17 protein-coding genes and 2 pseudogenes are annotated in these 17,086 nt (G+C 36.0%); 16 read left to right on the top strand and 3 right to left on the bottom strand.

Annotated elements, in window-relative coordinates:
- From MWH06_03880 to MWH06_03805, 16 genes and pseudogenes are all read left to right on the top strand, one after another.
- Positions 1–1,937, top strand: a pseudogene (locus MWH06_03880) (DUF4815 domain-containing protein).
- An 11-nt stretch (positions 1,938–1,948) separates the two neighbouring features.
- A complete protein-coding gene (locus MWH06_03875; protein UPA54470.1) occupies positions 1,949–3,130 on the top strand; it encodes a hypothetical protein in 1,182 nt (393 codons plus the stop codon).
- A gap of 4 nt (positions 3,131–3,134) precedes the next feature.
- Positions 3,135–3,329, top strand: coding sequence for a hypothetical protein (locus MWH06_03870; protein UPA54469.1), 195 nt, complete (start codon positions 3,135–3,137; stop codon positions 3,327–3,329).
- Positions 3,326–4,747, top strand: coding sequence for a hypothetical protein (locus MWH06_03865; protein ID UPA54468.1), 1,422 nt, complete (start codon positions 3,326–3,328; stop codon positions 4,745–4,747). The genes MWH06_03870 and MWH06_03865 overlap by 4 nt, the downstream gene beginning before the upstream one ends.
- A gap of 6 nt (positions 4,748–4,753) precedes the next feature.
- A complete protein-coding gene (locus tag MWH06_03860; GenBank protein ID UPA54467.1) occupies positions 4,754–5,317 on the top strand; it encodes a hypothetical protein in 564 nt (187 codons plus the stop codon).
- 34 nt (positions 5,318–5,351) lie between these two features.
- A complete protein-coding gene (locus tag MWH06_03855; protein UPA54466.1) occupies positions 5,352–6,539 on the top strand; it encodes a phage tail sheath subtilisin-like domain-containing protein in 1,188 nt (395 codons plus the stop codon).
- Positions 6,540–6,550: 11 nt separating this feature from the next.
- The gene (locus tag MWH06_03850; protein UPA54465.1) at positions 6,551–7,057 is read left to right on the top strand and encodes a phage major tail tube protein; all 507 of its coding nucleotides are present in this window, start codon (positions 6,551–6,553) and stop codon (positions 7,055–7,057) included.
- A gap of 37 nt (positions 7,058–7,094) precedes the next feature.
- Positions 7,095–7,349 (top strand): phage tail assembly protein, encoded by a 255-nt coding sequence (locus tag MWH06_03845; protein ID UPA54464.1) that lies wholly within the window; start codon positions 7,095–7,097, stop codon positions 7,347–7,349.
- Between the two features lie 115 nt (positions 7,350–7,464).
- Positions 7,465–9,766: pseudogene (locus tag MWH06_03840) on the top strand (phage tail tape measure protein).
- On the top strand, positions 9,766–10,110 hold the full coding sequence (locus MWH06_03835) for a phage tail protein (GenBank protein ID UPA54463.1): 345 nt from the start codon (positions 9,766–9,768) through the stop codon (positions 10,108–10,110). Before MWH06_03840 ends, MWH06_03835 begins: the two are co-directional and overlap by 1 nt.
- Positions 10,107–10,316: a tail protein X gene (locus MWH06_03830; protein ID UPA54462.1), complete on the top strand. Its 210-nt coding sequence runs from the start codon at positions 10,107–10,109 to the stop codon at positions 10,314–10,316. The genes MWH06_03835 and MWH06_03830 overlap by 4 nt, the downstream gene beginning before the upstream one ends.
- Before the next feature lies 1 nt (position 10,317).
- A complete protein-coding gene (locus MWH06_03825) occupies positions 10,318–11,268 on the top strand; it encodes a phage tail protein (GenBank protein UPA54461.1) in 951 nt (316 codons plus the stop codon).
- Positions 11,269–11,322: 54 nt separating this feature from the next.
- Positions 11,323–11,937, top strand: a complete 615-nt coding sequence (locus MWH06_03820; protein ID UPA54460.1) for an ankyrin repeat domain-containing protein — start codon at positions 11,323–11,325, stop codon at positions 11,935–11,937.
- A 60-nt stretch (positions 11,938–11,997) separates the two neighbouring features.
- The gene (locus MWH06_03815; GenBank protein ID UPA54459.1) at positions 11,998–12,219 is read left to right on the top strand and encodes a hypothetical protein; all 222 of its coding nucleotides are present in this window, start codon (positions 11,998–12,000) and stop codon (positions 12,217–12,219) included.
- Positions 12,220–12,234: 15 nt separating this feature from the next.
- A complete protein-coding gene (locus tag MWH06_03810) occupies positions 12,235–13,155 on the top strand; it encodes a patatin-like phospholipase family protein (GenBank protein ID UPA54458.1) in 921 nt (306 codons plus the stop codon).
- Positions 13,137–13,751, top strand: a complete 615-nt coding sequence (locus MWH06_03805; protein UPA54457.1) for a hypothetical protein — start codon at positions 13,137–13,139, stop codon at positions 13,749–13,751. Before MWH06_03810 ends, MWH06_03805 begins: the two co-directional genes overlap by 19 nt.
- A 75-nt stretch (positions 13,752–13,826) precedes the next feature.
- On the opposite strand, the gene MWH06_03800 is transcribed toward MWH06_03805, so the two are convergent.
- From MWH06_03800 to MWH06_03790, 3 genes are all read right to left on the bottom strand, one after another.
- Complete coding sequence (locus tag MWH06_03800) at positions 13,827–14,822, bottom strand: transcriptional regulator (protein UPA55745.1); 996 nt, start codon at positions 14,820–14,822, stop codon at positions 13,827–13,829.
- A 20-nt stretch (positions 14,823–14,842) separates the two neighbouring features.
- Positions 14,843–15,739, bottom strand: a complete 897-nt coding sequence (locus tag MWH06_03795) for a helix-turn-helix domain-containing protein (GenBank protein ID UPA54456.1) — start codon at positions 15,737–15,739, stop codon at positions 14,843–14,845.
- 145 nt (positions 15,740–15,884) lie between these two features.
- Positions 15,885–17,078, bottom strand: coding sequence for a hypothetical protein (locus tag MWH06_03790; protein UPA55705.1), 1,194 nt, complete (start codon positions 17,076–17,078; stop codon positions 15,885–15,887).
- Positions 17,079–17,086: the final 8 nt, after the last annotated feature.

Here is a 17,086-nt window from a genome sequence, read left to right as displayed (position 1 = left end):
ATGACTTTAAACACCTATTATAACCGCTTTAATCCTGACAAAGAATATGAGAAAAGCTTATTTCTTGCTGGAAGAGGTCTACAGTCTGCAGAACTAAACGAGACTCAGGAGTATGCTCTCTCTAAACTTAAAGGCATAGGCGATGCAATATTTCGTGATGGCGATGTTATAACAGGAAGCAATTGTATTATAGATAGAGAAACTGGTAAAGTTACGCTTGAATCAGGAAAAATCTATCTTCGTGGAGCAGTTAGAAAAGTAGAAGCAAAAGAGTTTATCATTCCGCTTAATACCATAGTTCGCATAGGTGTTTATTATGTAGAATCTACGATTACAGAGCTTGAGGACGAAAATCTTCGTGATCCTGCAGTTGGTACACGTAATTATCAAGAAGTAGGCGCTGCAAGGCTTAAAGTTTCCACCATTTGGGGATACCAAGTAGAAAGTGTTACTGTTAACTCTACAAATGGCGAATTTTACCCAATTTACAATATTGAAAATGGAGTATTGATAGAACATTCACCGCCACCACAAGCAAACATAGTAACTACTGCTCTTGCTCGTTATGACAAAGAAGCAAATGGTTCCTACGTTGTAAATGGCCTTGAAGTAATGTGTTTGCAAAGAGAAGAAGGGGACGAAAAGGGAAAAAAATATTTGTGATTAATGAGGGCAAAGCTCATGTTGATGGTTATGAGATTGAACTTCCTCACAGTATTCGTGTTTCTTTTGATCAAGATCCTAATATAAAATCAGTTGAATCAGAACCACATACTTTTCAGCCAAATAGCCAAGGAGTAATGGAACTTAAAGTTAATGATTTTCCAATAAGTGAAATCAAAAAAGTAGATATAACTGTTCAAAAAACCATTACCATTACTCATGGTTCATATTCAGGAGCTATTGATCCGATACCTGACTCTGCAGTACTTGAGATTATTCAAGTTAAACAAGGCAATGTTATTTATGAAAATAGTATAGATTACAAATTAAACGCAGGAAACGTTGATTGGTCATTACCAGGAAAAGAACCAGCTCCTGGAAGTAGTTATCAAATCACTTACCGCTGTCGCACTCATGTAAGCCCTGAAGATATAAGTGAAGAGGGATGTAAAGTAAGAGGTGCAGTTGATAACAGCTTGGTTTTGATAGATTATACCTGGAAAATGCCCCGTTTTGATTTAATTACTATAGATGCAAAAGGCTCAATAAGAAGGATAAAAGGCATAGCTCACCCTTGGCAACCATCGATGCCTAAAGCACCTAGTGGACAACTTTTGCTCTGCTACATTCATCAGACGTGGAAAAACGGAGAAAAAGAAGGGGTGAAAATAGTGAATAATGCTATTCATGCTGTACCGATGAATGAGCTTGAAGCAATGAAAAAAGGAATAAATGATCTTTATGCGCTGGTTGCACAGGAACGTCTACGCAGTGATGCAAATTCAAGAGAACCTACCACCAAAAAAGGAGTATTTGTTGATTCGTTCTTCGATGATGATATGCGTGATCAAGGAATTTCGCAGTCTGCAGCGATAGTAAACAAGGAATTAATTTTACCAATAGATGTAACTATTGCTGATATTGATGGGGGAGAAAAAACTTATTTGTTGCCGTATGAACTTGAACCGGTACTGGAGCAGCTTTTACAGACCAAAGGAGAAAAGATCAATCCATATCAAGCTTTTGATCCAGTCCCGGCACAAATTACTCTAAATAAAAATATAGATCACTGGACAGAGGTTACCACGAATTGGAAAAGTCCAGTAACCAGAGTATTTAATGTTAAAGAAACAACAGAGCTGCTGTCAAGTACTTCGTATGAAGCTGAATTTATGCGAGAAGCAATACAAGATTTTGAAATTGAAGGTTTTGAGCCAAATGAAAAACTTAAAGAAGTAAAATTTGATGGCATTTCTATTATACCTATGGCATAGAGGAAAAAAAAGTGGAAGCTAACAATCAGGGAAAATTAAAAGGAAAGGTGAAAGTGCCGGCAAATATTACAGCAGGTACTAAATTGGTGCAATTTTTCGGTGATAAAGGCAGTTATGGAGAAGCAACTTATACTGGTAAAAAAACTATTACCATAGAGGAAAGAAGAAGAGTTATCGCAGCAAGACGAGTTGATCCTTTAGCCCAGACATTTACACTAAATGAAAATAGGCATATAGGAGGCGTGGAGCTATGGTTTGTAAATAAAGGCAAAAAACGTGTTGTTGTGCAGATTAGAGAAACGGCAGTAGGAATGCCCTCACAAACTGTCATTGCTGAAAGCTATATTGAGCCAAAAGATATAAAGATAGATGGCACAGCAACACGTATAGAGTGGTCACCAGTGTTTTGCCATGCAGGACAAGAGTATGCAATAGTGCTACTCACTGATGATGCAGATACTGCAGTAAAAATAGCAGAACTTGGCAAATATGATGCAGTAAATAGCCGCTGGGTAACGAGTCAGCCATATCAAGTAGGAGTATTACTATCATCAAGCAATGCAAGTACTTGGATACCACATCAAAATTTAGATTTAACGTTCCGATTACTAGCTGCAAAATTTAGCGAAGTTTCTCACATTATTGATCTGGGTAAAGTTACTGCAAATAATGTATCAGATTTAATTGTTTTGACGAACGTCGAAAAAGTAGCATTTGATACTAATGTAGAATTTATCTTAATAGATGAAGAGGGAAAAGAAAACTTTCTGTCTGATAATTTGCCACTTGCACTGCGTGAAAGATTATCTGGAGAGCTAACGGTAAAAGCAAGCCTAAAAGGAGGGCGAGAAAAAAGTCCAGTGCTATATCCTGGGTTACAGTTAGTTATGGGTAATCTTTCAGAGTCTGGAGATTATGTTACAAGAAGCATTACAGCAGGAGCTAACACTAAGATTACCATAACATATGATGCGCTAATACCTGGCACTGCAGATGTTAAAGCATATGTGCAAAAAAATGTGGATTGGCAATTAGTAAATTTAACATCAGGAAAACCTATTGGAGAAAATTGGGTGGAGAGAACTCATGTGCTATCAAATTTTAATGGCAATGAGACAAGGATAAAATTGGTTTTAAGTGGAACTGTTGTCTATCGGCCAAAAGTGAAAAATTTGCGAGTGATTATTACTTGAATCAATGCCAAATGACCAAAGCAAACGAGGATATACACTACCACATCCAGAAAATATTGCTGTGCAGGATGTTGTTCGTATCCGTACCACAATTGAGAAAATAGATGAAGATATTACCGAAAGAGAAGATGAGCATAATCAACTAAAAAATAATTTTAAACGATTTAGATTTGAAACTTTTTTGAATTTTTGGGAATGAAAGAAGCAATAGAAGCGTTACACCAAAGGATAAAGGATTTAGCAGCAAATAGCACACCTGATCAACTGGCATATCTTGCAAAATCGCTGGAATTGATAGCAGATAAAAAAGCTATTTCCAACGTTGTGCAGATGACAACAATAAAAGAAATAATTGATGCACTACAAAAGAGGCTTAAGGATTTAGCAGTAAATAGTACGCCAGATCAACTAGCATATCTTGCTAAAGCATTGGAATCAATAGTCGACAAAAGTGCGGTTTCTGAAATTGTGCAGATGACAGATGGTAAGCTAAAAGAACTTCTTGATAGCGCAACAAAACACTTAAGTGATCTGGATACTAAAAAAACTGGTTCTTTAGCAAGGATCTCTGAATCAGAGAAACAATTATTAAAGAAAATAGATGAAAAAGGAACAACAAATTTATCGCTACTTGATACGAGAAAGGATGCAAATATCGCAGCAATAAATAGTGTTAGCAACAGTCATAAAGATGGTCTTAAGGGTTTAGTAGAGGATTTTCGTGCTGTTAATAATGTACCATCTGGCTCATCAATTATAGGAGAAATAGAAACTCGAATTGAAAACATCTCTAATGAGGTAAAAACTCGGGATGAACAGTTAAAAGTGTCTCTCATAAATGAAATAAGAAAGCGCAACATGGTTGAACCAGGGTCATTACCTTTCTTATTTGGTGTACTTGGCAGAAAAAATAATTATTTTGGCCACGGAACTTTTACGACAGAGCTTGGAAAGTGGAGCAGTGATATAACAAAAACCGACTACATGTTACAACTACTAGCAGGTAGCCATACATGCGATACAAGTTATGTAAGTTTTTATCGACCAAGACAACTCAGTTTTATAGAGGGAAATAAAGGAACGTTTATTTACGGAGAGTCATATACAAGCAGTGATTCCACGAGTCGTGATCAGATATATTACTATCCATATGCTGCACTTGGAGTAATGTTTGTAAAAAACACCACAAGTAGTGATATAACAAGAACATTAAACTTTGTTGGTACATCTTATTGGAGTTCAGGATACGAAGGAGCAGGAGCATTTGTGGGAACACCTGATAATACCAATAAATCGAGGATTTCAAAAATAACATGGAAAAATGTTTACCAGTACACGAGTTCGAGTAGCAGATTTGCTGCATCTGGAAATGTAGAAATTCCAGCAGGAAAAACAGTTGCAGTGTTACTGTATACATCATCCTATTTAGATTCCAGAGGAAAAGTTAGTGAAGGTATGCTTTCAGGTAACGTATATATCTATGGTCAATTTATTCAGTGGGGAATATATAACATACGTAGCAACTTTCTGACTACAGGACTTGAAATCGATGTAGAGAGAACATTAAAAGCTTGGCAATGTCCAGGATTATCTGAAACCTATGAGCTCTGGAGGTAACAAAGAATGCCAATTTATATTAGATTTGAACATAACAAACAAATAGAAGTAACAGTACTTGAAAATAAGCCAAAAGGTGAAAATTGGTATGAAGCACCAAAGAATTTCGACTGGCAGAAAAGTTATTATTTAACCGAAGGAGGAGAAATTGTTGAGCGTACTAAAGAAGATATACAAAAGGAGTTACTGGATAATGCAAAGCTCTGTGCATTTGACAATATTCGCACTTATTTTAATAACTTTACTAGTAGATTCTCGGGGCACTCTCATCAAAAGGCTAAGTCGTATGAGATACAAGCAAAAGCCGCGAAAAGTATTCTAGCAGCTCCAGAATCTATAGACAAAAAAGATGAAGAAATTATAGAGCCTTTAGCAAAAGTCCGTGGTATTACAGTTATTGAAATGGCAAGAATAATTGAGGAAAAAGTGAAAAAAGCAGTAAAAGCAATAATTAAATGTGAAGAATTGATGGATATAGCTGAAAGGGAAATCAGTGAAACTAAAAGTAAAGAAGAACTGCAAACTTTGCTAGATGATTGTAAACAAAAAATGCAAAACCTAGAAAGTTAAATTCTTTTCAAAAATCAGCGTACAAGGGAAAAAAATGACAGAACAATTTTTACATGGTGTAAATGTTATTGAGATAACCTCAGGGGCAAGGACAGTACGTACAGCTAAATCATCAGTGATAGGTGTAATTGGTACTGCACCTGAAGCAGATGAGCAAAAGTTTCCACTTAATAAACCAGTATTGATTGTAGGAAGCTTAAAAGAAGCAGCAAGGCTTGGAAAGAGTGGAACACTACCTTCTGCAATAAACGGAATATTTTCCCAAATTGGTGCAACAGTAGTAGTTATTCGAGTTGAAGAAAGTGAAAACAGTGATTCAAAATTAAAAGAAGAAGAGACGCTGAAAAATATAATTGGCGGTGTTGATAAAGAGACTGGAGAGTATCAAGGGATTCAAGCATTCCTCAGCAGTGAAAGCATAGTTCATGTTGCTCCAAGAATATTAATTGTACCTCAGTTTACTCATCAGTTACCTGAAATAGATGGAGTAAATCCAGTAGTGAGTGCTTTAATTTCCATAGCAGAAAAATTAAGAGCAATTATTGTTGCAGATGGACCAAATACCAATGATGAAGAAGCAATCAAGTGGAGGAAAAGTGTAGGCAGCTCAAGAATTTACGTAGTTGATCCATGGGTTAAGGTATTTATTGAAGGAAAAGAAGAAATCTTGCCAGCAAGCCCATTTGTAGCTGGTTTAATAGCTAAGATAGACAGCGAGCAAGGCTTCTGGCACTCACCTTCAAATAAAGAGATAAACGGTATTGTTGGAACAAGCAGGCCTATTGATTTTACGCTCGGTAATACAAATTGTAGAGCAAACCATTTAAATGAAAATGAAGTAACAACGATAATTCATCAAAATGGCTACAGGCTTTGGGGCAATAGAACGTGTTCAAGCGATCCAAAATGGGCTTTTCTGTCAGTGAGGCGTACTGCAGACCTTATTAATGACAGCCTACTTAGGGCTCATTTATGGGCAGTAGATCGAAATATTACCAAAACTTATATAGATGATGTGATTGAGGGGGTGAATTCTTATTTGGCTAATTTAAAAGCGCAAGGAGCAATTATCAGCGGAAAATGTTATGCAACCCCAGAACTCAATACACCAACAAATATTGCAAGTGGAAAAGTATATTTTGATTTTGAGTTTACACCGCCATATCCAGCTGAGCAAATAATATTCAGATCCCATCTTGTAAATAATAGTGTAATAAGTTAGGAGAAAGCGAAGTGTTACCCAAAATACTGAGAAATTTTAACGTATTTGTAGATGGTCGTGGTTATGCAGGAAAAATAGATGAAATAACGCTACCAAAGCTTACCATAAAAACAGAGGAGTACCGTGCTGGTGGTATGGATATTCCAATAAATATTGATATGGGGATGGAGAAACTTGAAGCAGATTTCACTTTTTCTGAATATGATACAGAGCTCTTTCGGCTATTTGGGTTGATAAATGGAAATTCGGTTTCTTTGACGCTAAGGGGCGGATTACAAGGCAGCGGAAACAATGATATTGAAGGAGTAATAATCAACTTAAGAGGCATTTTTAAAGAATTTGATTTTGGTAGCTGGAAACCGGCTGAGAAAGCCACTCTCAAATGCACTGTAGCTGCTCATTACTATAAACTTACTATAGGTGGTAATGAATTAATAGAAATCGATGCTGAAAACATGATTCGCAAGATTAATGGTGTTGATCAAATGTCTTTGTTACAAACGGTTTTAGGCATATAAAAACTTATTTGAAATTTTATTTTTTAAGGAGACAATAATGCAAACTATAACACTTAATAACCCAATAACAGTAGATGGTATTTCTGTTTCAGAATTATCTATGCGTGAGCCTACAGTGGGAGATCTGCTGGCTATTGAGTGTGTAGAAGGTGAAGCCAGAAAAGAAGTAGCTTTAGCTGCTAACCTAACATCTATGCCAAGGGAGGTAATAGAGAAATTACTTATCAAAGACTATGTAAAAATACAAAAGGTACTCAGGGATTTTTTGTTGCCTTTAGAACAGAGGACTTAAGATTCAATGTTTTAAAGCTTAGTTCAGTAACAGGAAGTGGAATTGAGCAGATTATTAATATGGGTATAAAAGAATTTCTAAAATGGTTAGAAGTAAGTAAAGGAGTAACAAACAAATGTCAATGCTTTCAATAAAGATAGGTGCTGCATTAGATGGTAGCTTTAATAGCGCAATGATAGGTAGTACAGCTAAGCTTTCTAAGCTGGGTGATAGTATAAGGCAGCTTGATTCGTCAATGAAATCAGTCTCCAAATTTAAGCAACTAAATCATGATGCCCTTGAAGCCATGAAGAATTGGAAGGAAGCGGAGAAGAAAGCGAAAGAATTAGCTACAGTAATTGCTAAAGAGAAGAAGGAAAAAAAGAACCAAGCAAAGCATTGAAAAATGAATTTGAAAAATTAAAAGCATCGGCATCAAAGGCAAAAGAGGCTTATATTAAAAAGAGAGATGCACTTCACACATTAAATGAAGAAGTAAGGAAAAGTGGAAAAGATATTAAATCCTTAGTGAGGGATCAAACTAAACTTGGTTCATCTATTGAAGTGCTAAAAGGGAAATATAGTAAACTAGGATCTGTGATACAAAAACAGCAAAATGCTTTAGCAAGAAAAGCACATTATAAATCACAAGTAATGGAGACTATAGGGCTAGGGCTTTCACTTGCAGCTCCAATTAAAGTTGCGATTGACTTTGAATCTGCCATGGCTGATGTTAAAAAAGTAGTGAGATTTGCTAAGGATGATGCAGCCCATAACCAAGGAGCCGCAGAATTTGGTCAGACATTAAAGGAATTATCCCGTACAATACCACTATCTGCTGCTGAGTTAGCACAAATAGCTGCAAGTGGTGGACAACTTGGTGTTAAAAAAGATGATCTGATTAAGTTTACGACAACAGTGGCTAAAATGTCCACAGCATTTGATATGTCCGCAGAACAGGCAGGTGATTCCATAGCTAAACTTGCTAATGTTTATGGAATTGATGTAGACAGGATGGAATGGGTGGGTGACATTATAAATCACTTATCAGACAAGACTGCTGCTAAAGCAGGAGATATGGTTCAAGCGTTGGCTATAGTTGGTGGTACTGCAAAACAGTTTGGTTTTGGTATTAAGGAGATAAGTAGTTTAGTAAATGCCTTCATTAGTTTAGGTAAACAACCAGCAAAAGCAGCAACTGCAATAAATGCTCTACTTAGTAAACTTCAAACCGCTGAAGGACAGAGCAAAGAGTTCAAAGCAGCATTGGAAGACATGGGAATAACTGCTGAAGAGATGACACAAAGGATTAGCGAAAATGGCCAAGACGCACTACTTTATTTTTTTGAAACTCTGGAGAAAGTAGATAAGCAGGAACGTTCTCAAATCCTCCTCAAGCTATTTGGTCAAGAATATCAAGATGATATTGCATTATTAGTCGGAAGCTTAAAGAATTATAAAGATGCCATAAATCATTTAGCTGATGAGGAAGAATTTAAACAGTCTATGCAAGAAGAGTTTAACAATCGTGCAGCAACTACAGCAAATAACTTACGATTACTGAGGAATGCGATAGCAGAGGTGGGAATGAACCTGGGCTCAGTCATGCTACCTCCTTTAAAGTGGATAAGTAGTCTTTTAAGAGAGATAACTAACCCCATAGCTCGGTTTGCAGAAAAGTTTCCAGTTATTACTACAGGAATAATGAGTATAATTTCAGCTCTTATTATTGGTAAGATAGCAGTAGTAGGTTTTGGTTATGCATTTGCATTAGTTGGAGGTGGAATACTAACTTTTAAGGCTATTTTGCATGGAACGCTTTTGCCAGTGTTAACTTCATTATCAGCACGGGTAATTCCAGCAGTAATTATGGGACTGAAGGCTTTAACGCTAGCCATGGTTACTAATCCTATAGGAGCTGCTGTTGCTGGGCTATCAGTTGGTGCAGCGCTTGTAATTGCTAATTGGCAAAAGGTAAAGGACTTTTTTCTAGCATCTGGAAATCAATTGTAAAACCTATAGGAGAATTTTTCAATTGGATTGGTATAGGAAAATTGTTTAATGATAGCCCGCTAAAAGCATTTGAGACACCAGTAGAAACAAAAATTGGCAAGGTAGTTGCTGAAAGTAATGTTTTGAGTAATAGAAACCCTTTATTAAATAATAAGGAAATTTCTGAAAGCGGAAAGAGTATTGTTGGAAATACTAAAATCGGTAGCGTTGTTGAGAAAAAAAGTTCTGTAGCAGATGACTTAGAGAAAGTTTTAAAAGACTGTGAAAAGTGTGAACAAAAAATTTTCAATCAAACTTTTACATTTAATATAAGTATAAAAGCAGAACCTAACCAAGATGTGCGTAGTCTTGCTGATACAGTAATAAAAAGAATAAGGGAAAAATCACGTGATGTTATGTTCGATACGGTAGATCCTATTTACTAATGTTATCCCTTGGTCCATATAAAATTTCCCCAACAAGCTTAAAGTACAGCAATGAGAAGCGTTGGAGTGTGGTCGAATGTATTGGCAAACCATTGCTACAGAATATTGGTCAAGGGGCAGAAAATATAGATATAGAAGGGGTTATTTATCTCAATAATTTAAGTGAATTAAAGGACATGAAAGAAGCAGAGGCAAACCAAATACCCCGCACTTTAGTTGATGGCATGGGAAATGTTTTAGGACAATTTGTAATTACTCGTTTTGAAGAAAAGCTAACGTCATTTTTCCCTTGCGGGTTGCCAAAAAAAGTTGAATTTAATTTAAGTTTAAGGCGTTATTTATGACTATATATTACTCGACAAAAGAGAAGGACATGTTGGACTATATTTGCTGGGAACACTACGGATTTACTTCGGGAGCAGTAGAAATAGTATTAGAAGAAAACCCTGGACTTGCGGAATATGGAAGCTTTTTACCAGCAGGACTGAAAATTAAGCTGCCTATAATTGAGAAACCTCTACAAAAATTAATCTTAAAGATTTGGGGATAAGATGCAACCAGAGTTTATCATTGAAGGGTATGAATTAGCAAAAGATCGCTTAGTGTCAATGCATATTACTGATGAATCAGGGACTATAGAAGATGTGGCTGAAATATGTGTCGATTACAGGGATGATAACATAAAGGTTCCAAAGGAGCTGAAAATTGCTTTAGGATACAAAGAAACAGGAGTATTGCCTATAGGTGTATATACAGTCAATGAAGTTACAGTACAAAGTCCACCAAAAACCTTAACGATCAAAGCTCATGCAACAAATTTGATGATATCACTAAAGGAAAAAGCATCTAGAGCATGGGACCAGATTACACTGGGTGATTTAGTCAAAGAAATAGCAAATAAACATGGATATGGGCACAAAGTTGCTGAAGAATTTAAAGACATATTGATACTACACATTGACCAAACTGAAGAGAGCGATATAAGTTTGTTGACTAGAATAGCTATAGAGCGCGAAGCCATGGCAAAACTGGCAGGAGGGTATATATTGTTTATTCCAAAAGGTACAGCAAAGTCAGCAACGGGAAAAGCTTTAGGAACAACAACTATTAGACCTCAAGACACAATTAATTGGAAAGTGCATTTCACTGTGCGTAATAAATACAACTCAGTGATAGCGAAATGGCATAGCTATGAAAAGGGAGAGACCATATCGGAAAGAGTAGGTAGCGGCGAACCAAGTTACGCCATACAGACAATTTATTCAAGTGCAGAATCAGCAATTAGTGTAGCAAAAGCCAGATTTAAACAATTACAACGTAATAATGAGACTTTAGAGATAACAACACCAGGAAATCCAGAGTTATTTGCAGAGGCAAAACTTAATCTTGTAGGGTTCAATCAAGATATAGATGGTGAATGGGTAATTGATAGAGCAGGACATATTCTAGACAGTAGAGGATACCAAACTACGGTGGAAGCAGCAAGAAGCAAAGTTAATTAAGGGAAACTTAATTCAGTGATAGTCTAATGCTAAGCAGAAATGATATAGATATATATGAACAAGCATTTAAGACGGTTTCTTCGTGCAACTTCAGGTCCAAGTTCAAGTTATATACAATCAGGTGTTACCATTGTTTTAGCATTGGTAATATTCCTTGTTTTTTGGATTATCAGTCTTTTTAATAGTTATAAAGAAGAAATTAAGTCAGCAAATGCTAAAGCCGCTAAGAATTATGAATCGATATTATGGATTGCTGCTAAAAGTTGCAGTGTAGAGGTTGAAAAATTCTTGGTAACAAACTTAGTAAATATTAATGATACTCGAGATTTCGGAATAATGTTATTACGGTACGCTACAAAACAAGGGTGTTTAGAAGCTGTTCAATTTTTGATAGAAGAGAAAGTTGATATCAATTCTACAAGCGGTAGCTTAGATAACAGAACAGTTTTGCACTATGCTGCAGAGCAAGGTAATTTAGAAGTTGTCAAATTTCTATTACAAAAAGGGGCAAACCCAAATGCCAAAGAATTTAGGGAAAGAAAACCAAGAGATTTAGCCAGAGGCCGAGTAACTGTGATGTTGCTGAATAATGAGAATAGCAATAAGCCTTACAGAGAGATTATAGATCTTCTTGACAAGGCGGAAAAACAGTATAAGCCAGAGCAATAAACTGTACATACAACAAACAGTACGAATTTTCAACAATTATCTACAATAAATTATTAAATTATGCAAAATCAAAAGATTCCAATAGCAGTAATAGTAACGATGTTAATACAGACGGTAGCGGCGATATGGTGGCTCGCCAAGCTAGATTTACGAGTACACATGCATGATAAATTTGTAGAACAAAACCAAGGACTAATAGAAATAGTTTATCGACTTGAAGAGAGAGTGAAAAACCTCACTGAAGAAGTCAATGAACTTGAAGCTATTCACAAACACAAATAACTACTGAATGTCACAATGACTAGATATATTTTGTCCGTTGACGGCGGAGGCATAAGAGGGATAATTCCTGCCATTACTCTCACAGAAATAGAAAAAAGAGCAAAAAAACCGATAGCTGAAATCTTTGACCTAATGGCTGGTACTTCAACAGGCGGAATTGTTGTTGCTGGATTGTGTAAGAAAGATGATCAAGGAAAACCTCAGTACTCTGCAAATGATTTAGTTGAGCTTTACCAAGAGTATGGAGCATATATTTTCAAGTCTTCATTTTTTAGGCAATCAATACTATCTTGGTTTAACTGCGCACAATACCCATACGAAAACATTGAATCAGTACTGGAGAAGTATTTTGGTGAGGATATTCTTAAAAACACTTTAAGTAAGGTGTTGATTACAAGTTATGATATTCACAATAACTACCCATTTTTCTTTAAGAGCTGGAAGGAAGATAAAAATTTTATCAAGTTGAAAGATGCACTCAGAGCCACAACAGCAGCACCAACATACTTTGCACCTAAGTATTTAGAAGTTAAGCAAGAAAAAAGAGTGTTAGTTGATGGAGGGGTATTTGCCAATAATCCAGCAGCTTGTGCGTATGCAAATAGTAAGAAACTTTTTCCCAACGAAGAAATCGTTCTGGTGTCAATTGGCACAGGTCGGCTATCTAATCGAATAAAGTACAGAAAATTAGGAAAAATAGCTTGGATAAAGCCTTTACTAAATGTGATGTTTGCGTCGAGCCTTGATGTAGTAAATTATCAGATGAGTAATGTAATGGACGACAGATACATCAGGGTACAATCACAACTGACAATAGCGTCGGCTGAGATGGATAATGTAACACCTAAAAATATTAAATGTCTTCAGCAAGAGGCAAATGCAATGATAGAAGGTAATCAAAAAGTAATCGATAAATTTTGCGATATCGTATCTTAATTTACATAAAAATGCCAAGCAAACTGAAGAAATTATACCACAAAGCAAAGAAAGGTTTAAAAAACATAGTTTCGCCCAAAAAGCATACTAAGGGCCAAGAAGCTAAAATTTCAAACGATAAGCCAAAACCGCTCTCTGAAATTGTGTTGAAACCTAACCTATGCTCCTCTAAAGCAAAAAAAGATAAAAAAGGAATAAAAGAAAAAATAAAAAGCTTAAAAATAAAACCCGTAGAAAAAGAGCTGAAAAAGGGTAACATATTCAAAAAAGGCTTCAAAAAGCTAAAAGGAAAAATAAAAAGCCTAAACCCCATAAAGTCCAAGAAAAACAAGATAATCGGGAGCAAGAAGTTAGCATTTTTACTGACATCTGCTACAATCGTGGCAATTTTACCAACATTCAGTCTAGCTCCTCTGCCAGCGTTGGCCATAACTTCAGCATGTGTTTTCAGTATTAATTTTATAGCTGTGAAAACGTTGAAGAAAGTTATCAAACAACGGAAATTAGCAGTAAGATCCGAAGCTGAGCCAGAAAAGCTAGAAGAGGTATCTGTTGAACAACCGAAATCTAAGCAAATTTTCAGAGATGGTAAATAGATTTATTAAATAAACAATTACTTTTGCTTATATCTTAATATAATATCTCTGAGTACCCTGTTTTTAATCCAGAATTCAATTCATTTTTGGACACTCATCCAACTCATCAGCAGTTAGGCCAGATGCTCGCAAGATAATATCAATAGCAACACCTGCCTTAACTAGATCTTTTGCAATCTTGATTTTCTCTGCTTTTTTAACTTTTTCTTTGTCAATTTCCATACTTTCAGATAAAGATTTTACTAACCCATCTAATATAGCTACTGATTTTTGATCTTCAGTTTTTCTATACTTACTTAGAAAACCCAATAGTCTATTTTCTTCCTTACCATCCTCATTTTTTCTTGTTTTAGGCAGCAAAACTTTAATGTTAACTGATAACAACTCTGCTATTTCATACAATTTGTCAAATGAAACGGCAGTGTATCCTCTTTCGTATTCGTGTATTTCCTTAGCTGTTAAACCAACTTTATCTGCCAAATCTTTTTGAGTATTTCTCCTTATCAACCTCCATTCTTTTATTCTCTGCCCTATTTTATAGTATATAGAATCAGTGCAAATTTCTTCTTCTGCATTATCATATTCATAGATAGATAAGCCGGTTGTTTGGGAGATAATCTCAACAGACACTCCTTCTTTAACTAGGTTCTTTGCAATTTCTATTCTTGCTCCCTCTTGATTAATTTTTTCACTAAGGTAGACAGACCTAATCAATGGACGTATTACCTTGCGCAGCTCTTGATGATCCTCATATATTCCTGTTAGATAGAGTATTTCTTCATCCTCATCTTCGCAATAACTGTCTTTCCTTACTACTACTGGTTCAGGTAATAGATCTATAACATCAACTAATAATGCCTCTGCTATTTTATATGATACTTCAATTGGAATAAGAATATATCCTAGTTCATAGTTGTTTATTTCTTGGTATGTTAACTCGGTCTTACTTGCTAGCTCTACTTGTGTATATTCTTGCATTAACCTACAATTTTCTATTTTTTGCCCTATCTCGTAGCTTATAGAGCCAACTAGATTAACGTAGTCGCTAACTTTTCTTACAGGAACAAACATAAACTTAATGTACAAAACTTTCAAATCATGCTAGCAGATATACCAAGTGTTTGCAAAATAATATCAATCGAAATTCCTTCTTTCACTAGATCCTTTGCAACCTTGATCCTTTCTGCTTTTCTTGCTTTTTCCTCGCAAATCCGTATGCCTTCAAATAAAGATTTAATTAGTGCGTAGCGTAATTCTTGATTCTCAATTTTTTTGTATTCCTCAATTAAACTTGGTAGCTCATTTTCTACCTCATTCTCGGTTGATTCAGGTAGTAGATCTGTAATACTAATCAATAATGCCTCTGCTATTTCATATAATTTGTCAAGTGGAACAGCAGTTTCTCCTTGCTCATATTTGCTTATTTTGTGACGTGTTATGCCAATTTTCTTCGCTAAATCCTTCTGAGTGTACTCTCGCACCAGCCTCCATTCTTTTATCTTTTTCCCTATTTTGTAGTGTATAGAACCATTGGTACATTCATTAGCGAATAAGCCAATTGCTTTCGAGACAATATCAACAGAAATTCCTGCTTTGACTAGATTCTTTGCTATTTCCATTCTCTCTGCTTTTCTACTGCTTTTTTCACTAAGCTGGGCAGATTTGGTTAGTAAATAAAATACCTTGCGTAATTCTTGGTCATTAATCTTTTTATAATTTCTTACTAGATTTAATATTTCTTCTCTCTCGTCTTCAAGACAACTTTTTGATACTCTTTGTATAGGAATGAGATCTGTAATACTGACTGATAATGCCTCTGTTATGGCATATAGTTTTTCAATCGAAATTCTACGTGTTCCTTTTTCATATTGTAGCATTACCTGACGCGTTATACCGATTTTCTCCGCTAAATCCTCCTGAGTATACCCTCGCTCCAACCTCCACCTTTTTACTTTTTGTCCTACTTCGTAATCTAGGGGGGTGGTCACTTTCCTTCACAAAAAAATATACTATTACAGGATTTTTTGTTATAGCTCAACTTTGCTGTGAATTTAAAAGTTGTCTACTTCAACTTAGTTGAAAATTCACACCCCAATTTTACGAATAGGTGGAGAGAAAAACCCTCCAATTGGTCTAACGTGCCCTAAAGGTTTCCTGACTACCTCCATGTATCCTATCTGTCCATAAAGATGAGGACAGTGCTTCACTAACCACCTCTGGGGCCTTATTTTCACCCAAAAAGCAACTTCTCGTGAAACTTCCTCTTTTTACTGCTTCTTCGATTTTCATTCCCCCAAAGAGACAATCTTTCGCTACTTCCTCGCCTTTTGTTTGTAGTTTAAACCACATCTCCTTATCTACCACTCTTACTTGTACTTGTTTTTCGTCATTGTACACTGCAATTCTTAGCTTACCGATACTTGTAGGAAATCCTATCTCGAATCTACCTGATATATCAATGTAGTTTCTCTTACCTCCTTCTTCATTTCTAATCTCTATTTCACCATCACCTATTTTTATTATATTGCTTCCAAGTCCTCTATTGGCTCCTGTACCTTCCAGCGCTTTTGCAACTTCTACTGTGCTCCCCTCAGAAAATTCCCAAAGAGATGTGTCGTTATCCATTTCCATACCTACTATGCTTCCCCCTTGAACAGCATTTTCACCAGCTTTTCTCCGTTCTTCAAGTTGCTTATTTATCTGTGGCTGAACCTCTGGTTGCAGTTCTTTGTAAATTTCACCTACGAGTTCATTTTTCAATAAAGTGTCAAACTCTGCGCCACTCAGCATTAATTTACGTATTATCTTTTTCTGATCACCTTTTTTGAACTTGTGAAAATGCATACCCAATATCACATACTCAGCAAAGCTCCGGCCTCCCTCATGACACCCATTCATCATCATTCCAGCAGCTATTGCCTCATCTACAACTTTGTTCAGCTCACTTGGATTTTTTGCTGTTACAATTGCACTTTTTAACCAGCTCAACCATTCACTTTCCCTTGCACTTAGCCTTATTTTTTGCAGGCCTGAGGCAAATGGATTTAACCCCTCTGGATAATCTGCTTGATTACTTGCTGGTTTTGTGTCATAAATGCGATCTAGTCCTTCTCCGAAGTTGATTGACTTTTCACGAGTATCTCTACTAGGGGAAGGCATTGCGCCTCCGGGCTTCTTAACCTTATTAATTTTGCTCACAAAGTTAGAATGTTGTATATCAGTACAGCTTATGCCTTCAAGATCACTTAATATTTTGTCCGGTAATTTGCTAAGATCGATGTTGAACTCACGAGTATTACCAACTACTGTAATTTTTTTACTAGTCATATAAAACC

This window comes from Wolbachia pipientis (assembly GCA_023052945.1).
Classification (GTDB): domain Bacteria; phylum Pseudomonadota; class Alphaproteobacteria; order Rickettsiales; family Anaplasmataceae; genus Wolbachia.
The sequence above is the reverse complement of the archived record's forward strand: the minus strand, read 5'-3'. Positions and strand labels throughout refer to the sequence as shown.

Bases quoted from the DNA above. Each gene is read 5' to 3' on its own strand.
- MWH06_03855 (UPA54466.1), top strand. From the start codon at position 5,352: ATGACAGAACAATTTTTACATGGTGTAAATGTTATTGAGATAACCTCA.
- MWH06_03860 (UPA54467.1), top strand. From the start codon at position 4,754: ATGCCAATTTATATTAGATTTGAACATAACAAACAAATAGAAGTAACA.
- MWH06_03800 (UPA55745.1), bottom strand. From the start codon at position 14,822: ATGTTTGTTCCTGTAAGAAAAGTTAGCGACTACGTTAATCTAGTTGGC.
- MWH06_03870 (UPA54469.1), top strand. From the start codon at position 3,135: ATGCCAAATGACCAAAGCAAACGAGGATATACACTACCACATCCAGAA.
- MWH06_03835 (UPA54463.1), top strand. From the start codon at position 9,766: ATGTTATCCCTTGGTCCATATAAAATTTCCCCAACAAGCTTAAAGTAC.
- MWH06_03810 (UPA54458.1), top strand. From the start codon at position 12,235: ATGACTAGATATATTTTGTCCGTTGACGGCGGAGGCATAAGAGGGATA.
- MWH06_03830 (UPA54462.1), top strand. From the start codon at position 10,107: ATGACTATATATTACTCGACAAAAGAGAAGGACATGTTGGACTATATT.
- MWH06_03865 (UPA54468.1), top strand. From the start codon at position 3,326: ATGAAAGAAGCAATAGAAGCGTTACACCAAAGGATAAAGGATTTAGCA.
- MWH06_03845 (UPA54464.1), top strand. From the start codon at position 7,095: ATGCAAACTATAACACTTAATAACCCAATAACAGTAGATGGTATTTCT.
- MWH06_03790 (UPA55705.1), bottom strand. From the start codon at position 17,078: ATGACTAGTAAAAAAATTACAGTAGTTGGTAATACTCGTGAGTTCAAC.
- MWH06_03820 (UPA54460.1), top strand. From the start codon at position 11,323: ATGAACAAGCATTTAAGACGGTTTCTTCGTGCAACTTCAGGTCCAAGT.
- MWH06_03815 (UPA54459.1), top strand. From the start codon at position 11,998: ATGCAAAATCAAAAGATTCCAATAGCAGTAATAGTAACGATGTTAATA.
- MWH06_03825 (UPA54461.1), top strand. From the start codon at position 10,318: ATGCAACCAGAGTTTATCATTGAAGGGTATGAATTAGCAAAAGATCGC.